The organism is Actinomadura sp. (assembly GCF_044508335.1).
Classification (GTDB): domain Bacteria; phylum Actinomycetota; class Actinomycetes; order Streptosporangiales; family Streptosporangiaceae; genus Spirillospora.
Genome location: NZ_JBIQHY010000025.1, coordinates 15,391 through 36,821, shown reverse-complemented (window position 1 = coordinate 36,821; position 21,431 = coordinate 15,391). Strand labels below are relative to the sequence as shown.

At 72.3% G+C, this 21,431-nt stretch carries 15 protein-coding genes and 2 pseudogenes; 5 read left to right on the top strand and 12 right to left on the bottom strand.

Annotation, left to right across the window (positions count from 1 at the left end; all coding sequences use genetic code 11):
* Window positions 1-143: 143 nt before the first annotated feature.
* A pseudogene (locus tag ACIWVC_RS12185) lies at window positions 144-1,102 on the top strand (transposase); the annotation flags it as partial.
* Between the two features lie 85 nt (window positions 1,103-1,187).
* On the opposite strand, the gene ACIWVC_RS12180 reads toward ACIWVC_RS12185, so the two are convergent.
* The 7 genes from ACIWVC_RS12180 to ACIWVC_RS12150 all read right to left on the bottom strand — a co-directional run bounded on the left by ACIWVC_RS12180 (window position 1,188) and on the right by ACIWVC_RS12150 (window position 9,580).
* Window positions 1,188-1,511: a hypothetical protein gene (locus tag ACIWVC_RS12180; RefSeq protein WP_396446163.1), complete on the bottom strand. Its 324-nt coding sequence runs from the start codon at window positions 1,509-1,511 to the stop codon at window positions 1,188-1,190.
* A gap of 26 nt (window positions 1,512-1,537) precedes the next feature.
* Complete coding sequence (locus ACIWVC_RS12175; protein ID WP_396454148.1) at window positions 1,538-2,542, bottom strand: IS4 family transposase; 1,005 nt, start codon at window positions 2,540-2,542, stop codon at window positions 1,538-1,540.
* Between the two features lie 206 nt (window positions 2,543-2,748).
* Window positions 2,749-4,230, bottom strand: coding sequence for an APC family permease (locus tag ACIWVC_RS12170; protein WP_396454147.1), 1,482 nt, complete (start codon window positions 4,228-4,230; stop codon window positions 2,749-2,751).
* 258 nt (window positions 4,231-4,488) lie between these two features.
* Window positions 4,489-5,859, bottom strand: a complete 1,371-nt coding sequence (locus ACIWVC_RS12165) for an NAD-dependent succinate-semialdehyde dehydrogenase (protein ID WP_396454146.1) — start codon at window positions 5,857-5,859, stop codon at window positions 4,489-4,491.
* 1 nt (window position 5,860) lies between these two features.
* Window positions 5,861-6,922: an alcohol dehydrogenase gene (locus ACIWVC_RS12160; protein WP_396452935.1), complete on the bottom strand. Its 1,062-nt coding sequence runs from the start codon at window positions 6,920-6,922 to the stop codon at window positions 5,861-5,863.
* Window positions 6,923-6,987: 65 nt separating this feature from the next.
* Complete coding sequence (locus tag ACIWVC_RS12155; RefSeq protein WP_396452933.1) at window positions 6,988-8,637, bottom strand: flavin-containing monooxygenase; 1,650 nt, start codon at window positions 8,635-8,637, stop codon at window positions 6,988-6,990.
* A gap of 34 nt (window positions 8,638-8,671) precedes the next feature.
* The gene (locus ACIWVC_RS12150; protein WP_396452932.1) at window positions 8,672-9,580 is read right to left on the bottom strand and encodes an alpha/beta hydrolase; all 909 of its coding nucleotides are present in this window, start codon (window positions 9,578-9,580) and stop codon (window positions 8,672-8,674) included.
* Between the two features lie 315 nt (window positions 9,581-9,895).
* Between ACIWVC_RS12150 and ACIWVC_RS12145 the strand changes: the two are divergent.
* From ACIWVC_RS12145 to ACIWVC_RS12135, 3 genes and pseudogenes are all read left to right on the top strand, one after another.
* Window positions 9,896-10,405: pseudogene (locus ACIWVC_RS12145) on the top strand (hypothetical protein); the annotation flags it as partial.
* An 886-nt stretch (window positions 10,406-11,291) separates the two neighbouring features.
* The gene (locus ACIWVC_RS12140; protein ID WP_396454145.1) at window positions 11,292-12,119 is read left to right on the top strand and encodes an acyl-CoA dehydrogenase family protein; all 828 of its coding nucleotides are present in this window, start codon (window positions 11,292-11,294) and stop codon (window positions 12,117-12,119) included.
* Window positions 12,116-13,321: a CaiB/BaiF CoA transferase family protein gene (locus tag ACIWVC_RS12135; RefSeq protein ID WP_396451177.1), complete on the top strand. Its 1,206-nt coding sequence runs from the start codon at window positions 12,116-12,118 to the stop codon at window positions 13,319-13,321. Before ACIWVC_RS12140 ends, ACIWVC_RS12135 begins: the two co-directional genes overlap by 4 nt.
* Window positions 13,322-13,363: 42 nt before the next feature.
* On the opposite strand, the gene ACIWVC_RS12130 is transcribed toward ACIWVC_RS12135, so the two are convergent.
* Window positions 13,364-14,758: an alanine/glycine:cation symporter family protein gene (locus ACIWVC_RS12130; RefSeq protein ID WP_396451178.1), complete on the bottom strand. Its 1,395-nt coding sequence runs from the start codon at window positions 14,756-14,758 to the stop codon at window positions 13,364-13,366.
* Window positions 14,759-14,896: 138 nt separating this feature from the next.
* Window positions 14,897-15,043: a hypothetical protein gene (locus ACIWVC_RS12125; protein ID WP_396451180.1), complete on the bottom strand. Its 147-nt coding sequence runs from the start codon at window positions 15,041-15,043 to the stop codon at window positions 14,897-14,899.
* A 161-nt stretch (window positions 15,044-15,204) separates the two neighbouring features.
* Between ACIWVC_RS12125 and ACIWVC_RS12120 the strand changes: the two genes are divergently transcribed.
* On the top strand, window positions 15,205-16,578 hold the full coding sequence (locus ACIWVC_RS12120) for a wax ester/triacylglycerol synthase family O-acyltransferase (RefSeq protein ID WP_396451181.1): 1,374 nt from the start codon (window positions 15,205-15,207) through the stop codon (window positions 16,576-16,578).
* Between the two features lie 96 nt (window positions 16,579-16,674).
* On the opposite strand, the gene ACIWVC_RS12115 is transcribed toward ACIWVC_RS12120, so the two are convergent.
* From ACIWVC_RS12115 to ACIWVC_RS12105, 3 genes are all read right to left on the bottom strand, one after another.
* Window positions 16,675-19,317 (bottom strand): GNAT family N-acetyltransferase, encoded by a 2,643-nt coding sequence (locus tag ACIWVC_RS12115; protein ID WP_396451183.1) that lies wholly within the window; start codon window positions 19,315-19,317, stop codon window positions 16,675-16,677.
* 126 nt (window positions 19,318-19,443) lie between these two features.
* Window positions 19,444-20,247, bottom strand: coding sequence for a polyphosphate kinase 2 (gene ppk2 / locus ACIWVC_RS12110; protein ID WP_396451185.1), 804 nt, complete (start codon window positions 20,245-20,247; stop codon window positions 19,444-19,446).
* Window positions 20,248-20,298: 51 nt separating this feature from the next.
* Window positions 20,299-21,177 carry a universal stress protein gene (locus ACIWVC_RS12105; RefSeq protein WP_396451187.1) on the bottom strand — a complete coding sequence of 293 codons (879 nt, stop codon included), beginning with the start codon at window positions 21,175-21,177 and terminating at the stop codon, window positions 20,299-20,301.
* Between the last annotated feature and the right edge of the window lie 254 nt (window positions 21,178-21,431).

The window sequence follows — 21,431 nt, the reverse complement described above, 5'->3', positions numbered from 1 at the left end:
GACGGGTGTCCCGTTTTGGAACACGAGGCCCGTCCGGCTCGCCGGCGGCCGGCTAGGGCCTGTTCGAAGTCTGGATCAGTTGCTGCTGGTCACAATCGAGTGATTCACCCACGCTGCGGCGGGGCGGACGGTATCACCAGTACATGACGCGCGGTGATGTGACCGATACCGAATGGGAGCTGATCGAGCCCCACCTGCCGCTGGGAGCGTCCGGACCCATCCCTGACCTGCGCAATCAGTTCAACGCAGTGATGTGGAGGTTCCGGACCGGCAGCCCGTGGCGGGACATACCGCTGTCCTACGGCAACTGGTCGACGATCTACGACCGGTTCCGGGCCTGGGCAGGCCAGGGGGTCTTCGAGAACCTGATGAACGCGGTCATCGAGGTGGCGGCGGCCCGGGGCGAGGTCGACCTGGACCTGGTCAGCGTGGACTCCAGCGTCTGCCGCGCGCATCACCACGCCGCCGGGATGGTGGTCGCACCCCAGCGGCTGCAGGAACTGCAGCGGGCCGCGGCCGAGGAAAAGGGGCTACGCCAAAAGGGCAAACCGGGCCCATAGACCAGCACTGCGGCGACGAACCCGACCCCGGAAACCGAGCGGCGGCGCCGGGGTGCGCCGACGCCGCAAGGCCCGGCTGAAGGCCGCCGATCTGGGCCGGTCCCGAGGCGGGCTGACCACCAAGATCCACCTGTCGGCCGACCGGCGCTGCCGTCCGCTGTCGCTCGTGCTCACCCCAGGGCAGGCCGCCGACAGCCCCCGCTTCATCCCCGTCCTGGACAAGATCCGGGTGCGCGGCCCGGTCGGCCGCCCCCGCACCCGGCCTGCCGCGGCCGCCGCAGACGAGGCGTACTCCTCCCGCGCCAACCGCGCCTACCTGCGCAGACGCCATATCAAAGCGGTCATCCCAGAAAAGATCGACCAGGCCGCAAACTGGAAGAAGAAGGGACGATGCGGCGGCCGCCCGGTCAGCCACGACACCGAGCTCTACAAAGACCGCAACACCGTCGAACGAGGTGGAGTCCGGCCTTGTAGCTGTCGGGCGCTGCATCAACAAGTTCAAGGAATGGCGAGGGCCGGCCACCCGCTACGACAAGACACCTGCGCGGATGCATCATCTGGCTGCGCAGCCTCCCAGCCATCCCATGATCTGAACTACGAACAGGCCCTAGTCCCAATGCCGGGAAGTTAAGGGTCTTGTGCTGCTGTCGAGCTGGTCGGGGTGAGGATGTCGATGGCGATGGTGGCCTGGTAGGTGGTTCGGTCGATGACCGGGCCGCGGGCGTTGTACTTGGAGATCGCGCGTTTGACGGTGCGGGCGTTGATGCGCATGCGCCGGTCGGGCAGCAGGTTGTCCAGGACGGCTCGTCCGATGCGGCCGGTCAGGTCGATGGTGGTGTCGGCGATCACGCCGGCGGCTTGGATGACCTGGTCGCGGGCGGCGGCCAGGGCGGTGCTGAAGCCGGCCCGGTCGGGGGTGATGCGGGGGTCGCTGTTGGTGGCGTCGGTCATCGCAGTGCGCAGCGCCTGGTAGGCGATCAGCGCAGCGCCTGGTAGGCGATCAGCAGCGCGTAGACCTCCTGGTCGGTGCCGGCCGGGGTCCGGGCCCGCAGGACACGGCCGCCCAGGATGGAGGATTTCAGCTCCAGGTAGGCGGTCTCGATCTCCCACCGCTGGTGGTAGAGCCGCACCAGGTCGGCGGCCGGATAGGCGCCAGGGTCCAGCAGTGTGGTGATGAGCCGGTAGCTGCCGGTGGACTGGCCGGCGGCGGTGGAGACGGTGATGGCGGCATCGATGACGCGGACCTTGATCCCGCCGTGCCGGGAGATGAACGAGCCGTCGCGCAGGCGGTGCAGGACCGGCAGCTTGGGCGCCGACCGGCCGTTCTTGACCCGGATCAGCAGGTGGGCGCCGGTATCGGCGATCTGCTCGACCAGCCATCCGGCGGCAAAGCCCCGGTCGGCCAGCACGATCATCTGCTCCCGCAGCGCGCCCAGCAGCCGGGCCGCATACGCGCTCTCGCCGTTGCCGGTCCCGCAGGCCGGCCCGAACACCGCGTCCAGGACGCTGCGGGTGCCGCAGGCCACCACCGCCACCAGCCGCAGCATCGGGAAAGCCGACCCGCGCTGCCGGAGATAGGCCGCGCGGTTGGCCGGGCTGCCGGCCACGCTCATCACGGTCCCATCGACGGCGCACACCAGCAGACCCCGCCACCGCACTGCGCCGCCGAGCGTGGCGGCCGGGCCGCGCAGCAACTCAAACAGCGCCTTCAACGGCGCGACGCCCAACCGCCGCCGTGCCTGGGCCAAAGCGGTCCCGCTGGGAGCCGGCTGCGATCCGCAGAGCCCGGCGGTCAGCCGCCCCCACACCCCCACATAGCCCAGCTCGGCGAACAACGCCCCGGCCAGCAGCAGATACACCACCACCCGCGAGGGCAGCAGCCGCACCCGCCGCTGCACCGCACCGGTCGCCACCAGGACCTCGTCGACCATCTCGAACGGCACCTGCTGGGTCAGCTCACCCAGGTGCCCGGGCGCGAACACCCCCGCCCCCACCCGGACCGTCCGCGTGACCGTACTGATAGCGCAGGCCAGCGCGGACCTGTCAGACTGCTGAGACAACGGAGATCCAGTCTGTCCGGACGTTTGTGAGAGAACACCCGTTCTACTGGATCTCCGTTCTCATGTCCGGCCACCAGCCAAGAACCCTTGACACCTTCGGCGTCACCCTTAACTTCCCGGCATTGGTACTAGTCCGCCGGCGCCCTTTCCGGCGCCGGCGATGAACCCCCGCCGGGGCGCACGACCCAGGAGGTGATCGCCCCGATCACCGGGAATGCGATCATCAGGCTGATCACGATGGCCGAGCCGGTCGCCGACCCCGTGATGATCTCGATGTTCGAGAACGACAGGCTCAGCACCCAGATCAGCGCGATCAGGGCACCGATGGGCGCGACCGTGGTCGTGAACGCCGACGCGCGGGACCGCTGCCGCCGCAGGTAGAAGACCGCCGAGAGCGAGGCCAGGCTCATGAGGCTGATCACGGCGAAGCCGAGGATCCCCACGAGGGGCGCGAACACCTGGGTGGCGGGGTCCAGGCCGATGACGGCGACGACCGCCAGCGCGACGAACACGAGGCCGGACAGCACCGCGGACGCGGTCGAGGGCACCCGGTACCTGTGGTGGATCCGGCCGACATGCTGCGGGAGCACCCCCGCGCGGCTCATCGTCATCTGGTAGCGGTTCACCACGTTGTGGAACGACAGGGCGCAAGCGAAGATGCTGCCCAGCAGGAGCACATTGATCACGTCCGCGAACCACGTGCCCACGTACCCGTTCGCCAGGCCGAACACCACCCCGCTGGGGTCGGAGCCGATCGTTCCCACGACGTCGTCGGCGCCGGCGCCGAGCACGATGCTCCACGCGGTGAAGGCGTAAAGGGTTCCGATGAGGAGGATCGCGAGGTAGGTGGCCCGAGGGATCGTCCGCTCCGGGTCGCGGGCCTCCTGCCGGAAGACGGCGGTGGCTTCGAAACCGATGAAGCAGAGCGCGGCCCACATGATCCCGGTCGCCGGCGATCCGTCGGTGAACGCCTGCTTCGGCGACAGCGGGCTCAGGCTGACGCCGTCCGCGCCGCCCTGCACCAGGATGGCCATGGAGAGGATGAGGATGACCACCGCCTCCAGCGCCAGCAGGACGGCCAGGACCTTCGAGCTGAGCTCGATCTCGCGATACCCGAGAAACATGAGCACGGCCCAGCAGAGGATCGACCAGAGCCACCACGGGGAGTCGTCCCACGGTGTGAAGCTGGCGGCCAGTTGGCTCGCGAAGGGGCCCGCGTACGTGGTCAGGGCGAGCACGGTCAAGGCGTAGGCGCCGAGCGCGAGCATCGCCGCGGCGTTGCCCACCGTCCGGCCGAGCCCGGCCTCGATGTAGGAGTAGAACGCGCCGGCGTTCTGCACGGTCTTGCTCATGGCGGTGTATGCCACGCTGAACAGTCCGAGAACGGCTACCGCCACGAGGAAGTAGAGCGGCGCCGCCGAGTTCTCCGAGAACAGAATGGACAGGGGAAGGACCCCCGTCGTCGCGGTCAGGGGCGCGGCGGCCGCGAGGACCATGAAGATGATCGCGCCGGTGCCGAGGCTGCGCTTCAGGGCATGGCGCCCGGAACTGTCCGGTCCGGCTCCCGCTCTTTGATCCACCAACTCGCCGGGCGCTGGTGAGTGCTCCATTTTCCGCCTCCGCTCGAAGTTTCCCGGTTCGTTCCGGATATCATTGAACAGACCGTTGATTCACGTCCAATACCAAAAGGGACGCGATTGTTGCGCGACGGAAAACAGTTAAGGCGGCACGCCGGCAATGGCCACCGCAGCATGCAGCAGCGGTATCCCGTTGGCCCGTGGAATTCCACCGCCTACGGGATACCGCTGCCCTCAGGCCCTATTTCACAGAACTCGGTGAATTCACCGTGTCAGTGCGACCGTGCCTTGCTATCGCGTTCGCACCAGTTTCTTGTTCGCGAACTCGTCGAGCCCGAACCTGCCGAGTTCCCGGCCGATCCCGGAGTTCTTCACGCCACCGAAGGGAAGCTCGGGCGCGCTCTTGATGGTCGTGTTGATGCCGACCATGCCGACGTCGAGCTGGTCCGCAACATGAGCGGCCCGGGCCTCGTCGCGGCCGAACACCGCACCGCCGAGGCCGTAGGGCGAGTCGTTGGCGATGCGTACCGCGTCCTCGGCCGAGGCCGCGCGGTAGATGACCGCGACGGGTCCGAAGAGTTCCTCGTGGTAAGCGCGCATGGTGGTGTCGACACCGGACAGGACCGTGGCCGGGTAGAAGGCTCCCGGCCCGTCGGGGACGACCCCGCCGAGGTGGACCGCGGCTCCCTTGGCCACGGCGTCCTCCACCTGCGCGACGAGGTCGGCCCGTGCGGCCAGGGACGACATCGGCCCGAGCTTGGTCGTCTCTTCGCGGGGGTCGCCGGCCGCCCACTCCTGCGCGCGGGCCAGGAACGCTCCGAGGAAGTCGTCCCAGACCGCGTCCTCGACGATGAGCCGCTTGGAGGAGGTGCACGCCTGCCCCGCGTTGGCGAAGCGCCCGGTCGCGGCGTCGCGGGCGGCGAGATCGACGTCGGCGTCGGCGAGGACGATGAACGCGTCGGAGCCGCCCAGCTCCAGGACGCTCTTCTTGAGGTTGGCGCCGGCGACGCCGCCCACCGCCTGGCCGGCGCGTTCGGAGCCGGTCAGGGACACCCCCTGGAGGAAGGGGTGCGCGATCATCCGGGCGATCTGGTCGTTGGAGGCGAAGACGTTCTGGTAGACGCCGTCGGGGCACCCCGCCCCCGTGATGAGGTCCGCGATGCGCAGTGCCTCCTGCGGGCAGTTCCCCGCGTGCTTGAGCAGGATCGTGTTGCCCAGCAGGAGGTTCGGGGCGACGAACCGGGCCACCTGGTAGTAGGGGTAGTTCCACGGCATGATGCCGAGCAGCGCGCCGATGGGCTCGGTGCGGACCACCGCCCTGCCCGGGCCGGCGACGTCGAGTTCCTCGTCGGCGAGGAGGGCCGGCCCGTTGACGGCGTAGTACTCGTAGATGGACGCCGCGAGCGCCACCTCTCCCCTGGCTTGGGCGACGGGCTTGCCCATCTCCAGGGTCATCAGGGCTGCGAGCTCGTCGGAGTGCTCGCGGTGGCCGTCGGCGATGCGCTGCAGGAGCGCCGCCCGGTCGGCGACACCGGTCCGCCGCCATGTCCGGAACGCCGTGTGGGCTCTCTCCACTGAGCGCTCCGCCTCGGCGTCGGGCATCGTGTCGAACTCCTTGACCAGTACCCCGGTGGTGGGGTCGACGGTCGCGTATCCGGCCATTTCATTCGCCTTTCAGAACGATGCGGCCGGCCACTCCGCCTGCTGCGAGCCGGTCGAGGGAGTCGGTGACGCCCTTGAGGCTGAGCTCTCCGTCGATGACCGGGATCCGCGGGACGACACCCCGCTTCGCCAGGTCCAGCACCTCGCCGAGCTCCGGCAGCGTCCCGACGAAGCTGCCCTGGACCGTGACCATCTTCAGCGCCAGCAGGGCCGTCGGGATCGTGAGCTCGCCGCCGAAGAGCCCGACCTGGACCATGGTCCCGCCCTTGGCGAGCACGTCGAAGCCCGCCGGCGCCGTCAGCTCGTTGTTGACGAAGTCGATGACGGCCGCTACGGGCCCTCCGGTCGCGGCGAGCACGGCACCGGCCAGGTCCTCGCCCGTGGCGGCCACCGTCATCGAGGCGCCCAGGTCGCGGGCCACCGCCAGGTTCGCCTCCACCCTGTCCACGGCGCAGACCGCGCGATGGCCGAGCGCGCGGAGCGTGGCGACCGCCGTCAGCCCGACGCCTCCCGCGCCGGTGACCACGACGGGGGCGTCGGGCGGGAGCGGCAGGACCTTGGAGACGGCGCCGTACGCGGTGAGGCCCGAGCACGCCATGATGGCGGCCCAGCTGGGGTCGAGGTCGCCGATGTCGAGCAGGTACCGGGGGTGCGGTACCAGGATGTGGTCGGCGTAGCCGCCCGGCCGCGCGACCCCGAGGTTGCGCCCCTGGGGGCACGCGTTCTCGCGCCCGGCGAGGCAGGCACCGCACTCACCGCACCCGATCCACGGATAGACCAGCCGGGTGCCGCCGGTCTCCACGCCTCCGGCGTCCGGCCCTGCGGCCTCGACGACGCCGACGACCTCGTGGCCCATGGTGAGCGGATAGGGAATGCCCCGGTCGGTCAGCCGCAGCTTCCCGCGCCGTCCGAGGTCGTAGTAGCCGGCCCGGAGATGGGTGTCGGTGTGGCAGACCCCGGAGCGGGTGACGCGCAGCAGCACCTCGGTGCCCTGGGGCGCCGGAGTGGGGAACTCCATCTCGGAGAGGGCCGTGCTGCCCTCGGCGACCGCGAATGCGCGCATCGGTACCTCGCTTTGATGTGAGTGGGTGTCGGTGAGTGCCGGCGCCGCCGGCCGGCCCCGGCGTTTCAGGCCAGGGAGGTCTCGGACGCCTTGGTGAACTCGAACCCGCGGAAGCCGTCGTTCTCGACCTCGGCGAGCTGGGCGCGGTAGTTGGCGAGCCCGCCGATGTAGAACATGACCGTCTGGGTCTTGCCGGGGATGTTGGCCCCGAAGATCCAGGAGTCCACCTTGGGGAACAAGGTCATGTCGGCGATGGTGTGGCAGGTCTCGGTCCACGCCCGCTCGGCCTCGGCGGCGGCCTCGACGGCGGCGTCCCGCGCCCGCGCCTCGGCGACGAGCTTGGCGATCCAGTCCACCTGGGTCTCGATGCTCGGCGGCAGGTTGGTGAAGGGGCCGTTGGGGCCGAGGATCATGAACATGTTCGGGAAGCCGGCGGTCGTGATCCCGAGATAGCTCGTGGGGGCCTGCTCCCACGCCTCGCTGATCGACCGGCCGCCGCGGCCGCGCAGGTCCACGGCGTGGTAGTTGCCGTCCACGGCGTCGAACCCGGTGGCCAGGATGATCACGTCGAGCTCGTGGGTCCTGCCGTCGGCCGTCCGCAGCCCGCCGGGGGTGATCTCGACGATGGGATGCGTCTTGATGTCGGCCACCGAGACGTTGTCGCGGTTGTAGGTCTCGTAGTAGTCGTTCGCGCACAGGGGGCGGCGGGCGTAGTAGTCCGTGGGAGTGAGGATGCGGGCCTTCTCGGGGTCCCGGACGATCTCCTTGATCTTGGACCGGATGAAGGACGCGGCGGCCTCGTTGGCCTCGGGGTCGGTCGCGATGTCGCTGAACGTCCCGAACATGAACCGGAACCCGCCGCCGATGTCCCAGTTCTCCTGGAACACCCGCTGCCGCTCCTCCTCGGAGACGCTCATCGCGGGCACGGTGCTCTCCTCGAACCCGAAGGCGACCACGGAGTTGCGCACCTGGTCCCAGATGGAGTCGAAGTCGGCCTTGATGGCCGCCACCTCCTCCGGTGTCATGGGCCGGTCCCCCGCCGGCACGCTGTACTGCGGGGTGCGGATGAAGACCGTCAGGTGCTCGACCTCCGGGGCGATGGCCGGGATCACCTGCTGGCCGGTCGAGCCGTTCCCGATCACCCCGACCTTCTTGCCGCGCAGATCGTGCTCCTCCGGCCAGGCGCCGGTGTGGATGATCTCGCCCCGGAAGGTGTCGATGCCGGGGATGTCGGGCATGTTGATCTTCGAGAGCAGCCCCAGCGCGGTCACGAGGTACGTCGCGGTGACGGTCTCGCCCCGGTCGGTGGTGATCGTCCAGGAGTTGGCGCCCTCGTCGAAGGCGGCCGCGGTGACGCCGGTGTTGAGCTGGATGTCCTTGGCCAGGTCGAAGCGTTCCACGACGTGCTCGAGGTACGCCAGGATGTCCGGCTGCTTGAGGTAGCGGCTCGACCAGTCGTACTCCTGGAGCAGGTCCTTGTCGAAGGAGTAGCGGTAGACGAAGCCCTCGGTGTCGGACAGGGCGCCGGGGTACCTGTTCCAGTACCACGTCCCGCCGACTCCGCCCGCCCGGTCGTAGGCCCGGACGGTGAGCCCGAGCTCGTTGCGCAGCTTGTGCAGCATGTAGATGCCGCCGAACCCGGCTCCGATGACGACGGCGTCGTAGTCCGTGCGGGAGTCGCCGCCGGTGGCGCCCGGGGTGCTCAGAGGGGTCATGTGTTCCTCCAGTGGTGGATCCGGCCGGCCGCGCTCAGGCGCGGTACCACTCGGCGATGCGGGCGATCTCGTCGTCGGCGGCCGAGGTCCGGCCGGCGTTGAAGCAGAAGACGTGCTGCTGCCCGTCGACGACGGAGAGGGTCACGTCGACGCCCGCGTCCTCGGCGAGCTGGGCGAGCCGGGTGGCGTTGTCGAGCAGGGACTCGTCCCCGCCGGCGTTCACGTAGAGGCGCGGGAAGCCCGCGTAGTCGGCGTAGAGCGGGTTGGCGAGCGGAGCCTGGGGGCTCGTCCGGTCGCCGAGGACGCCGGAGATCATGCCCTCGAGCAGCGGCACGGTGATCAGCGCGTCCGTGGCGTCGTTGGTCTGCAGGGTCTTGCCGGCGTTCTCCATGTCGAGCCACGGCGAGAACGCGATCACGCCGCCGGGCAGCGGCTTGCCGCGCTCCTTCAGGGCCAGGGCCGCCGCCACGGCCAGGTTGCCGCCGGCCGAGTCGCCGATCGTGGTGATGTCCGCCGGCGCGACGCCCGTGTCGGCGAGGGCGAGGAAGGCCGACACGGCGTCCTCCAGGCCGGCGGGGTGCGGGTGCTCGGGCGCCCGCCGGTAGTCCAGGACGAAGGCGGTGACGCCCAGGGCCTTCGCCACGTGGCCCGCGAGCTTGCGGTGGCTGGAGGCCGACCCGACGGCGAACCCGCCGCCGTGGGTGTAGAGGAGGACCTTCGAGGAGTCGGCGCCGAGGGGGCGGCACCAGATGCCGGGCACGCCGCCGACCGTCTCCTCGGCGTAGGTCACGTCCTCGGGTTCCCTGGTGGGCTGGTGCCACTCGTCGAAGATGCTGCGGAACAGCCGCATCGTCAGGTCGGGCGTCCCGGCGAGGATCTGGGACCAGTCGGTGTACAGGTCCTTGAGCGGGTCCTGCGGGACGGCAGGCGACGGAACGTTCATCGTGCACTCCTTGGGCGAGCCCGGATCGTGTCGGGCGGCTCCGGCGGCGGGCAGGGCCGCGCTCCTCCGGAGCTGGGGTGATGGGCGACACGCTAGGTTCGCGGTTCGCATTCGATGTGTTCCGTTTCGGAACACCGCCGCTCCCGGCCCTCCGGACGGGAGGAAGGCCGGCGGCGCACGGCGACTCACGGGCGATTGATACCGCTGCGGTATCGGTCCAGGCCCGAATGGTCTAAATGGTGGGTGTCCTAACCGTCGCAGTCGTGTGACATTCGTTACATACTGGAGTGCCAGTCGAAGCACCGGGAGACTGCGATGACCCTCTCGCGCCGCGGTCCCATGGGAGCGGACGAGATCCGCTCCGCCAAGGAGACCCTCATCTCACTCGGGCTCAGGAGGAGCGGCGAGCGGCCGGCGCGGACGCGGCTGCCCCGCGAGATCGACCGGAGCTGGCGCCGCTCGATCAGCGCCGGCGCCGCCCGGAAGGCGGGCTCCTTCCACTACGTCAACGAGTTCGACGCCGACAGCCGGCTGATCCGCGCCGCGCGGCCTGTGCTCGACCGGCTCGAGACGATGCTGCAGGGCATGAACACCGCGATCTTCCTGGCCGACCGCACGGGCCAGATCGTCGCCCGCCGGGTGGCCGGGCGCAGCGAGCGGGCGAGGTTCGACAACGCCTGCGCCGCCGAGGGGTTCGACTTCTCGGAGGAGAGCATCGGCACGAACGGGCTCGGCACCGCCATGCAGGAGGCGGGCCCGGTCTTCGTGCGGGGGCCGGAGCACTTCAACGAGGCCCTGGAGGGCCTCGCCTGCGCGGGTACGGGCATCCGGCATCCGGTCACGGGGCGGATGGTGGGCTCGCTGTCCCTGGCCGCGCCGGCGGACGCGGCCGAGACGATGATGCTGGCGGTCGCCCGCGAGGGCGTCCGGCAGATCGTCGACAACCTGAGCGCGAGCGCCGGACGGCGCGAGGCCGCCCTCGGGCGCAGCTACCGGCGGCACAGGGACAAGGGCCCGGTGATCGTGCTCAACAGCGACACCGTGATGACCAACGTCACCGGCCTGTCGTTCCTGAACGTCGAGAGCCACGCGCACCTGTGGGAGTCGCTGCTCTCCCAGGACTGGTCCCGCGGGCCGCGCGTCCTGGACCTGGACCTCCAGGCCCTGCAGGCGCGAGTCCTGGCCCACCGGCTCGATGATCTCGACGACCTCGGCGGCGAGCCCGCCTTCGCCGTGGAGATCCTGGACCGGCGGCGCCCCGGCGCGGCCCGGCGCGGGACCGCCGCCGCCCCGCCGTCCCACGGCCCGTTCGTCGCCCAGCTGCAGCGCGCGGCCGGGCGGGGCACCGCGCCGCTGTCCGTCCTCGGACCGAGCGGCTCGGGCAAGCTGCACGTCGCCCTCGCGTGGCTCCGCTCGGCCGGCCATCCCGAGCCGCTGGTGCTGGACGCCGGCGACCTCGGGGATCGCCCGTCGTGGCGGCGGGAGGCGCGGGCCGTCCTGGACGCCGGGGGCGCGGTGGTCCTGCGTCGCCTCGAAGACCTCCCGGTGAGCCAGGTCAACGCCGTGAAGGCGCTCGGCGAGCGGGTGTCGGACGCCCGCGGCGCCCCCTCCGCCGCCGGCGCGGACCTCCCGCGCGGCGGGCCGCGGCATCGCGGGACAGGTACTGGTCGCCTTCGGCACCCGGGAGCAGAAGGAGCGGTGGCTGCCGGACATGGCCGCCGGGAGGGTCGTGGCGTCCTTCGCCCTGACCGAACCGGGCGCCGGGTCGAACCCGGCCGGGCTGCGCACCACGGCCACCGCGGACGGCGACGGCTGGGTGATCGACGGGGCCAAGCAGTTCATCACCAACGCCCCGGACGCCGACCTCTTCGTGGTCTTCGCGCGCCTGCGGCCCGCGCCCGAGAAGGGCTCCGGCATCGCGGTGCTCCTGGTCCCCGCCGGCGTCCCGGGCGTCGAGGTCGGCGCCAAGGACGCCAAGATGGGCCAGGAGGGGTCCAGCACCGCCGAGGTCTTCTTCCGCGGCGTCCGGGTCGGCCCGGAGGCGCTCGTCGGCGGGGACGGCGAGGACGGCTACCGGGCGGCCATGACGTCGCTGGCGCGCGGCCGGGTCCACATCGCCGCGCTCGCCGTCGGCTGCGCCCAGCGCGCCCTCGACGAGTCGGTCGCCTACGCCGCGACCGCGACGCAGGGCGACTCGGTGATCGGGGACTTCCAGCTGGTGCAGGCGATGCTGGCCGACCAGAGGGCCGGCCTCGACGCCGGCCGCGCGCTGGTCCGCGATGCCGCACACCGCTACGTGACCGGCGACGACCGGCGCGTCGGCCCCAGCGTCGCGAAGCTCTTCTGCACCGAGATGGCCGGGCGCGCGGCCGACCTCGCGGTGCAGGTGCACGGAGGCGCGGGCTACATGCGCGAGGTCGCGGTCGAGCGGCTCTACCGCGACGTCCGCCTGCTGCGCCTGTACGAGGGGACGAGCGAGATCCAGCGGTTGATCATCGGCGGGGCGCTGGTGAGGGCCGCGCGGGCGGAGGGCCGGTGACGCCGCCCCTCGACGGCTTCACGGTGGTCGCGCTGGAGCAGGCGGTCGCGGCGCCGCTCGCCACGCGGAACCTGGCCGACCTCGGAGCGCGGGTCATCAAGGTCGAACGGGTCGACGGCGGCGACCTCGCCCGCGGCTACGACAACGCCGTCGAGGGCACGGGGGCCCACTTCGTCTGGCTCAACCGCGGGAAGGAGTCGCTGGCCGTCGACCTGAAGTCCCCGGCGGGGGCCGACGTCGTCCGGCGGCTCATCGGCCGGGCCGACGTCTTCGTCCAGAACCTCGCCCCGGGGGCCGCCGCGCGCCTCGGTCTCGGCGCCGACCGGCTGCGCGCGGAGAACCCCGGCCTGGTCGTCGCCGACCTGTCCGGCTACGGGAGCGGCGGCCCGATGGCCGAGCGCAAGGCGTACGACATGCTCATCCAGGCCGAGGCCGGCCTGATCTCGATCACCGGCACCCCCGACGAGCCCGTCAAGACCGGCATCCCCACCGCCGACATCGCCGCCGGCATGTACACCGCCCAGTCCGTGCTCGCGGCCCTCCTGCGACGCGCCAGAACGGGCGGGGGCGCCACCATCGAGATCTCGATGCTCGAGGCGACCGTCGAATGGATGGGGCACGCGGTCTACACCCAGCTCCACACCGGGCGGCAGCCGCCGCGCATGGGGCTCGGCCACACCGCCATCGCCCCGTACGACGCGTACCCGACGCTCGACGGCCAGATGCTCATCGGCGTGCAGAGCGACCGCGGCTGGCGCGACCTCGTCACCAAGGTCCTCGACGCCCCCGAGCTGGCGCACGACGAGCGCTTCGCCACCAACGTCCGGCGGGTGCGCCACCGCGCCGAATGCGACGCGGAGGTCGCCCGGCGGACCGGCCGGTGGACGACCGCCGAGCTCGATGCGCGGCTGGCCGCCGCCGGGGTCCCCGCCGCCCAGGTCAAGCAGCTCGCCGACGTCGTCGGGCACCCGCAGCTCACGGCGCGGCGGCGCTGGCGCCCCATCGGGACGGAGTTCGCACGCGTCGACGCGCTGCTCCCCCCGGCGACGTTCGACGACTTCGAGGCCCGGATGGGGGACGTCCCCGCGCTCGGCCAGCACACCCGGGCGCTCCTGCTCGAAGCGGGACTCACCGAGGCGGCGGCCGACCGGGCGCTCGACCTCGGCGTGGCCGCTCAGCATGACGCGCCCGCCCCGGCCTGACCGGCCGCCGGCGCCCTCGCCGCGTACCCGGCCGTCCCGTCGTCAGGCCTTGACCTCGGTCGCGGGTTCGTCCTCCTTGGGGCGGTCCTGGAAGTAGGCGCGGGTCTCCCGCCAGACCAGCGGGCCGAGGATCACCAGGCCGATGAGGTTGGGCAGCGCCATCAGCCCGTTCATCACGTCCGAGAAGGTCCACACCGCGGTGAGCGTCGAGACCGAGCCGACGTAGATCGCCACGATGAAGACGATCCGGTAGGGCAGGACGGCCCGCCTGCCGAACAGGTACTCCATGCAGCGCTCGCCGTAGTAGGACCAGCCGAGCAGGGTGGAGAAGGCGAAGAAGAGGACGCCGAGGGTGACGATGACGCTGCCCCAGTCGCCGGGCAGGCCGTCGTCGAACGCGCGCGCGGTGAAGGTGGCCGCGTCCTCCTTGCCGCCGGTCTTCCACACGCCGGTCACCACGATCGTCAGCGCGGTGAAGCTCACCACCACCAGGGTGTCGATGAAGGTCTGCGTCATCGACACCAGCGCCTGCCGGACGGGGTGCGTGGTCTTGGCCGCGGCGGCGGCGATGCCGCCGGTGCCCAGCCCGGACTCGTTGGAGAAGATGCCCCGCGCGACGCCGTACCGGACGGCGGCGGCGACCCCGGCGCCGACGAAGCCGCCGGTGGCCGACGTGCCCGAGAACGCGTCGGTGAAGATGAGCCCGATCGCGCCCGGCAGGTCCTCGATCCGGTACGCCAGGACGGCGGCGGCGCCCACGATGTAGAACACGATCATCACCGGGACGAAGGCGCTGGTGATCCGGCCGATGCTCTTGATGCCGCCCAGGATGACGGCGGCGGCCAGCAGGGTCACGATCAGCCCGGTCGCCCAGGCCGCGAGGCCCCACTCGGACTCGACGTTCTCGGCGACGGTGTTGGCCTGCACCATGTTCCCGATCCCGAACGCCGCGATGCCGCCGGCGATCGCGAAGAACCCGCCGAGGAACCAGCCGAGGCGCCCCTCGATGCCGCGGCGGAGGTAATGCATGGGTCCGCCGCTCTGCTCGCCGGCGGCGTCGACGCGCCGGAACCGCACGCCCAGGAATGCCTCGCTGTACTTGGTGGCCATCCCGACCAGGCCGGTGAACCACATCCAGAACACCGCGCCCGGACCGCCGAGCGCGATGGCGGTGGCCACGCCCGCGATGTTGCCGACGCCCACGGTGGCGGCCAGCGCCGTCGTCAGCGCCTGGTAGTGCGCGATGTCGCCGGCGACGTCGTCGTCTTCCTTGCGTTTGAAGAACGCCAGCCAGAAGGCCAGCCGGAAGTGCCGGAACTGCAGGCCGCGCAGCAGGATCGTCAGGTACAGGCCGGTCAGCAGCAGCAGCGGGATCAGCAGCCAAGGTCCCCAGACGAAGGCACTGACATCGGACAGGAAGTTCTCAAGCGACTTCATGCGACCACCGGGAGCGAGAGGCGGAGGATCAGGGGCTGTGGGAACTCCCTGGACCGTAACCTCTGAACGCGTCCCTGTGAAGATCTATCTCTTGCCGGGGTCGGGTGAGCGGGTTCTGCGGACGCGCCGGCCGCGCGGTCAGTACCTGCGCCGGTACCTGCCGTCGGAGTCGTCGTAGCGCCCGGTGCCGCGGTCGCCCAGGTAGAAGAGCCCGAGCAGGAACCCGACACCGGCCACGACGATGACGATCATCGCCATCCCGAACAGGACCGAGGATCCCGGCATCGCGACCACCTCTTCCGCTTCGTTGCGCTCCGCTCCCAGTGTTCGCCGCGGCCCGGCGCCTCCGGCAGGGACCTTCGGCCCCTTGCGCGGGGACGAATGCCGGATGGGACGCCGCCACGCCCCGGGGTTGGCTCGGAGTGAGACCTCATAGGGCGGTGCACATGGAACGGATGAACGCGCTCGACGCCGGGATGTTCTTCGCCGAGAACCGCACGAGCCCGTTGCAGATCGGAACGGTGACCGTCTTCGACGGCCCGGCGCCCGAATACCCGGAGTTCGTCCGGTACGTGTTCGCCCGGCTCCGCCTCGCGCCGCGCTGCCTGCAGCGCGTCCGGACCGTCCCGTTCAACCTCGCCCACCCGGTGTGGGTGGACGACCAGCGCTTCTCGATCGGGGACCACGTCCTGCGCACCACCGCGCCCGAGCCCGGCGGCCCGGAGGAGCTGCACGAGCTGGCCGGCCGCCTGCTGGCCCCGCCGCTCGACCTCACCCGGTCGCCGTGGCAGGTGTGGCTGGTCGACGGGCTGGCGGACGGCCGCTGGGCGCTGATCTGCAAGGTGCACCACTGCATGGTGGACGGGCTGGCCGGCATCGACCTGCTGGCGGTGCTCCTGGACACCGCCCCGGACTGGACGCCCGCGGAGCCGCGGGTGTGGACGCCCGAGCCGGAACCGTCCGCCGCGGCCGTCCTGCGCGACGGCGTCGCGGCCGGGTTGACGGGCTTCAGGCGGCAGGCCGGGCGGCTGTTCCTGCCCGCCCTGCGCGACGCGTTCGCCGTCGCGAGCGCCGTGCCCGGCTACGCGACGCGGCTCATGGGGTCCGGAACGCCGGCGCTCAACGGGCCGACCGGCCCGAGCCGCCGCTGGACCCGGACCTGCGCCGCGATGGACGAGGTCGACCGGATCCGGCGCACGTTCGGCGGATCGGTCAACGACGTCGCCCTGGCGGCGGCCGCCCGCGGTTTCCGCGACCTGCTGGAGGCGCGGGGCCTGCTCGCCGAGGAGTCGATCGTCCGCGCGATGGTGCCGGTGTCGGTCCGGTCGGCGGACGAGCGCGGCGTCCCGTCGAACCGGGTGTCGGCGGTGCCGGTGGACCTGCCGTGCGGGGAGGCCGACCCGCTGCGGCGCCTGCACCTCGTCAGGGAGCAGATGGACGGGCTGAAGAGCCGCGGCCAGGCCGCCGGCCTCGACGCCTTCGTCAAGCTCTTCGGCGGCGCCCCGGCGCTGCTGGCCGCGGCCGCCCGCGCGGCGCTGCGGCTGCGCCAGCCGGTGATCCACACGATCGTCACCAACGTCCCCGGCCCGGCCTTCCCACTGTACGCGATGGGGCGGCGGATGCTGGAGATCGACCCCTACATCCCGATCGCCGCCGGCCTCCGGGTCGCCGTCGGCGTCGTCTCCTACGACGGCGCCCTGTCGTTCGGGCTCACCGCGGACCGCGACGCCGTGCCCGACCTGGAGACCCTGTGCGCGGGCATCCGCGAGGGCATCGACGAGCTGCTCAAGGAGGCGGCACAGGCCGCCCCGGCCACCTGACCCCGGCTACCTGACCCCCGGCCGGCGGACCCTGCGCACGCGAACCCCTGCGCACGCGAACCCCTTCGCCCGCGAGTCGCGCGGCGGCCGCGGCGCTCAGCGGAGCCGCCGCAGGTAGGGGTCCCACGTGCGGCGGGGGACGAGGCGGACGCGGGCGTCGACGGCCACGACCCCGTCCGGCCGGACGATCGTGGGGTTGAGGTCCAGTTCGCTGATCTCCGGATGGTCGGCCGCCAGCCGCGACAACCGCAGCAGCACGTCCCGCAGCCGCTCGGTGTCGCCGGCCGGGCGGGCCGAGTGGCCGAGCAGCAGGGCCGACAGCCGGGGGGCGCGGATCAGCTCGGCGGCGTCGCGGGGGGTGAGCGGCGCCAGCCGCGCGGCGCGGTCGGCCAGCGCGTCGGCGTCGACGCCCCCGGCCCCGAAGACCACCACCGCCCCGAACACCTCCTCCTGGACGGCGCCGCACAGCACTTCGACGCCCGGGTCGGCCATGGCCTGGACGAGCATGCCCTCCATGTCGTCGCCGAACCGCTCCGACAGCCGGCGGTACGCGGCGCGGACGGCGTCCTCCCCGTCCAGGCCGAGTTCCAGCGCGCCCGCCGCCGTCTTGTGCACGACCGCCGGGACGTGCGCCTTCAGCGCCACCGCCCCGCCCAGGTCGCGTGCCGCCGCGGCGGCCTCGTCCTCGGTCCGGGCCCAGCGCCAGGGGGCCACCGGCAGCCCGTAGGACTCCAGCAGGCGGTACGTCTCGGCGGGCGGCAGCCAGCCGCCGTCCGGCTCGCCGGCCAGGAAACCGCCGATGACGGCGGCGGCGTCGTCCGGGAGCAGGCCGGGCGGTGCCGCCGGCGGCTCCTGCGGGACCTCCCGCCCGTGCGCGTACCTCCAGGCGCGGGCGAGGGCGCGGGCCGCGTTCTCCGGATAGGCGTAGCACGGGACCGCGTCATCGTTGATCATGACCGTCTCGGCCTGCCCGAGCACCACCGCCGCCATCGGCTTGCGGCAGTTGCGCAGCGCGCCGCGCAGGTCGCCGAGGGCGGTCGGCGCGACCAGCGCCAGGACGGCGTCCACCGCGCCGTCCGCGGCGGCCAGTTCGATGGCCTCGCGGAACGCGCCGGCGGAGACCGCGGCGGTGGTGTCGACGGGGTTGCCGACCGCCGCGCAGGACGGCAGGACGCGGGCGAGGACGCGCCGGGTGGCGCCGTCCAGGACGGGGACGGCCAGCCCGGCGTCGGCGCACGCGTCGGCGGCCAGCACCCCGGCGCCGCCCGCGTTGGACACCACCGCCACCCGCGGCCCGGCCGGCAGCGGCTGCGTCGCGAGCAGCGCGGCGGCGTCGACCAGCTCGCCGAGGTCGTCGACGGCGACGATGCCGGCCTGCTCGAACAGGGCCCGGCGGGTCAGCTCGGGGGTCGCGGCGGCGGCGGTGTGCGAGGCCGCCGCCCGCGTGCCGGGCGCCGACCGCCCGGCCAGGACGGTGAGCAGCGGCATCTTCGCGGCGACCCGGCGCGCCGTCCGGGCGAACTTGCGGGGGTTGCCGAACGACTCCACGTGCAGGACGCCGAGCCGGGTCGTGTCGTCCGACTCCCACCACATGAGCAGGTCGTTGACGCTGACGTCGTACTTGTCGCCGACCGAGGCGAACGTCGAGACGCCGACGCCGAGCCGGGACAGCTCCTCGATCAGGGCGATCCCGACGCCGCCCGACTGGACCGCCACGCCCGCGCCGCCGAACGCGGGCGGGCGGGCGGCGAACGTCGCGTCCAGCCGGTGCCCGGTGTTGGCGATGCCCAGGCAGTTCGGGCCGACCAGCCGCATGCCGTGCTCCCGGCAGGCGGCCAGCAGGCCGCGCCCCTGGTCGGCCGACAGCCCCGCGCTGACCACCACCAGCGCGGAGATCCCGAACCGCCCGCACGCCGCGGCCACGCCCGGCACCGACGGAGCGGGCACGGTGACCACCGCGAGGTCGGCCGCCTCGGGCAGGTCGGCGAGCGTCGCCACGCACGGCACGCCGTGCAGGTCGCCGCCCGCGCAGTGCGGGTTCACCGCGTACACGGCGCCCTTGAAGCCGCCCGCGACGATGTTGCGCAGCAGTTCGGCGCCGACCGTCCCGCGTTTGCGGGACGCCCCGATGACCACGACGCTCCGGGGCCGCAGCAGCGGTTCCAGGCTCGCCACGTCCGCCCGCCGCTCCCGCTCCGCCACCGCGTCCAGGTACCCGTCGTCGCAGACCAGCGGGATCGTCAGCTCCACCACGCCGCGCGAGGTCCGCTGCCGGGCCGGCAGCCCGGCGTCGGCGAACACGCGCAGCATCGCGCTGTTCTCCGGCAGCGTGTCCGCCCGGAAGGCCACCACCCCGTTCGCGCGGGCCAGCGACCCGAGGTGCTCCAGCAGCAGGGTCCCGACGCCGCGGTGGTGCATCCGGTCGGCGACCGCCATCGCGATCTCGGCCTCCCCCGGCACCCCGGTCGGCTCGTACTCCGCGACGCCGACCAGGTCGCCGTGCAGCCAGGCGCCGAGCGCCGCGTGGTCGTCGCCGTCCGCCCGGCAGACCCGTGCGGCAACCTCGCCCGCCATGGCCCGGTTGAGCCCGAAGAACCGCAGGTAGAGGCTCTCCTCGCACAGCCCCTCGTGGAGCTTGCGGACCGCGTCCAGGTCCGCCGGCCCGATCCGCCTGATCTCGATCTGCGTGCCGTCGGTCAGCAGCGCGAACGCCCGCCCGCCGGAAAGCCCCTCTGTCATGGCTCAAGCGTCTGACGGGACGGGCCGCAAATCAGCGCCCCAAGGTCACCGCCGATCGGGACCATGGTCCCTTGCCGCGGGCGACGGCGCCGCGGCGATGGGGTGCGGCGGGCTCATGCCGCGGCGTCACTTCTGCAAGGTCGCCGCGTGGTCCGGGACGTAGTTCTGCACGTCTCGCGGGGGCCGCTCGTATCCCTTGGAAGGCGGGCGCTGCGGCAGCCGGAGCGGCGGGCGCTCCACTTCGCGGTAGGGGATGGTCGACAGCAGGTGGGAGATCATGTTGATGCGGGCACTGCGCTTGTCGTCGCTTTCGACCACGTACCACGGGGCCTCGGGGATGTCGGTGTGGACGAACATCTCGTCCTTGGCGCGCGAATAGTCCTCCCAGCGGGAGATCGACTCCAAGTCCATGGCGGACAGTTTCCACCGCCGCATCGGGTCGTCCAGCCGGCTGCGGAAGCGGCGCTCCTGCTCGGCGTCGCTGACGGAGAACCAGTACTTGCGGAGCAGGACGCCGTCCTCGACCAGCAGCCGCTCGAAGATCGGGCACTGGTGCAGGAAGCGCCGGTACTCCTGCCCCGTGCAGAACCCCATGACCCGCTCGACTCCCGCGCGGTTGTACCAGGACCGGTCGAACAGGACGATCTCGCCGGCGGCGGGCAGGTGCTCGACGTACCGCTGGAAGTACCACTGGGTCCGCTCCCGGTCGCTCGGCGCCGGCAGCGCCGCGATCCGCGCGACGCGGGGGTTGAGGTACTCGGTGACGCGCTTGATGGTGCTGCCCTTGCCGGCGGCGTCCCGCCCTTCGAACACCACGGCGACGCGCGCGCCCTCCGCGCGCACCCACTCCTGCAGCACCATCAGCTGCTCCTGCAGCCGCCTCAGTTCGCGCTCGTAGATCCGCCGGGGCAAACGCCGAGGACCGCCCATACCGCCTCCAAGCATCGGACACGCCCCCAGTCTGGCCGATGCCGCGGCGCGCTAGTCGCCGGGCTTCTGCGGCGGGTGGACGACCGCCACCGGGCAGGGCGCGTGCTGGACCAGGGCGTGGCTGACCGATCCGAGCAGCAGGCCGCGGAAGCCGCCCAGCCCCCGGGAGCCGACGACGAGCAGGCGCGCGTCCCGCGCGGCGTCCAGCAGGACTTCGCGGGGCGGGCCGATCACGATCTCGCCCCGTGCCTCCACCTCGGGGTGGAGCTCCCGCAGGGGCATCATCAGCTGGTCCAGCCGGGCCAGGGCCGCCTTGCGCATGCCGGCCTCATCGGCCAGCGGAGGGAGCTCCTCCTCCGGCACCGACTCCCAGGCCACCACCGCGTGCACGGACCAGCCGTGCAGCCCGGCCTCGGCGAACGCCGTCTCCAGGGTGGCCCGCGACGCCGCCGAACCGTCCACGCCGACCACGACGCGTCCCGGTTCCGCCCCCGGCCGCTGGTCCTGGTCGCCCCGGGCGATCACCACGGGGCACGAGGCGTGCGCGACCACCTGGGCGCCGACCGATCCGAGCACGAGGCCGGCGAACCCGCCGAGGCCCCGCGGTCCCAGCACGATCAGGGCGGCGCTCTCCCCCGCCTCGATCAGCTTGGCGGCCGGCTGCCCTCGTTCGAGGACGCCTTGCACCGGCACGTCGGGCGCGTTCTTGCGGACGTGCTCGACGCCGACGTCCAAGGTCTGCTGCGCCAGGGACCCCAGGTCCACCATCGGCATGGCCGTCGAGCCGCCGATGTAGGGCTGCCACACGTGGATCACGGTCAGCGGCAGGCCGCGGGCCCGCGCCTCGCCGGCGGCCCAGTCCAGGGCCCGCATGCCGTTCTGCGAACCGTCGTAGCCTGCGACGACGCCGGTGATCGCTCCTGTGCTCATGTCTACCCCCCGGCCTATGCGTACCCCTGGGGCCCGTCCATCACCAGCCTCGCTCCGGCGACTCGCCATCGAGAGGGGCATCGGTCCGGAGCGGCCGGGACCTTCGTCCCCCGGCGGAGGGCCGCATCCCGGATGCCCGGCATCGCCGGAATGCATGCGCGAACGCGGGCCGAATGGCTGCGCCGGTGATGACCAACGTCCCTGTTCCCGGCGCCCGCCGCGAAGAACGCTGGAGGCGTTGGTCCTTTCGCGGT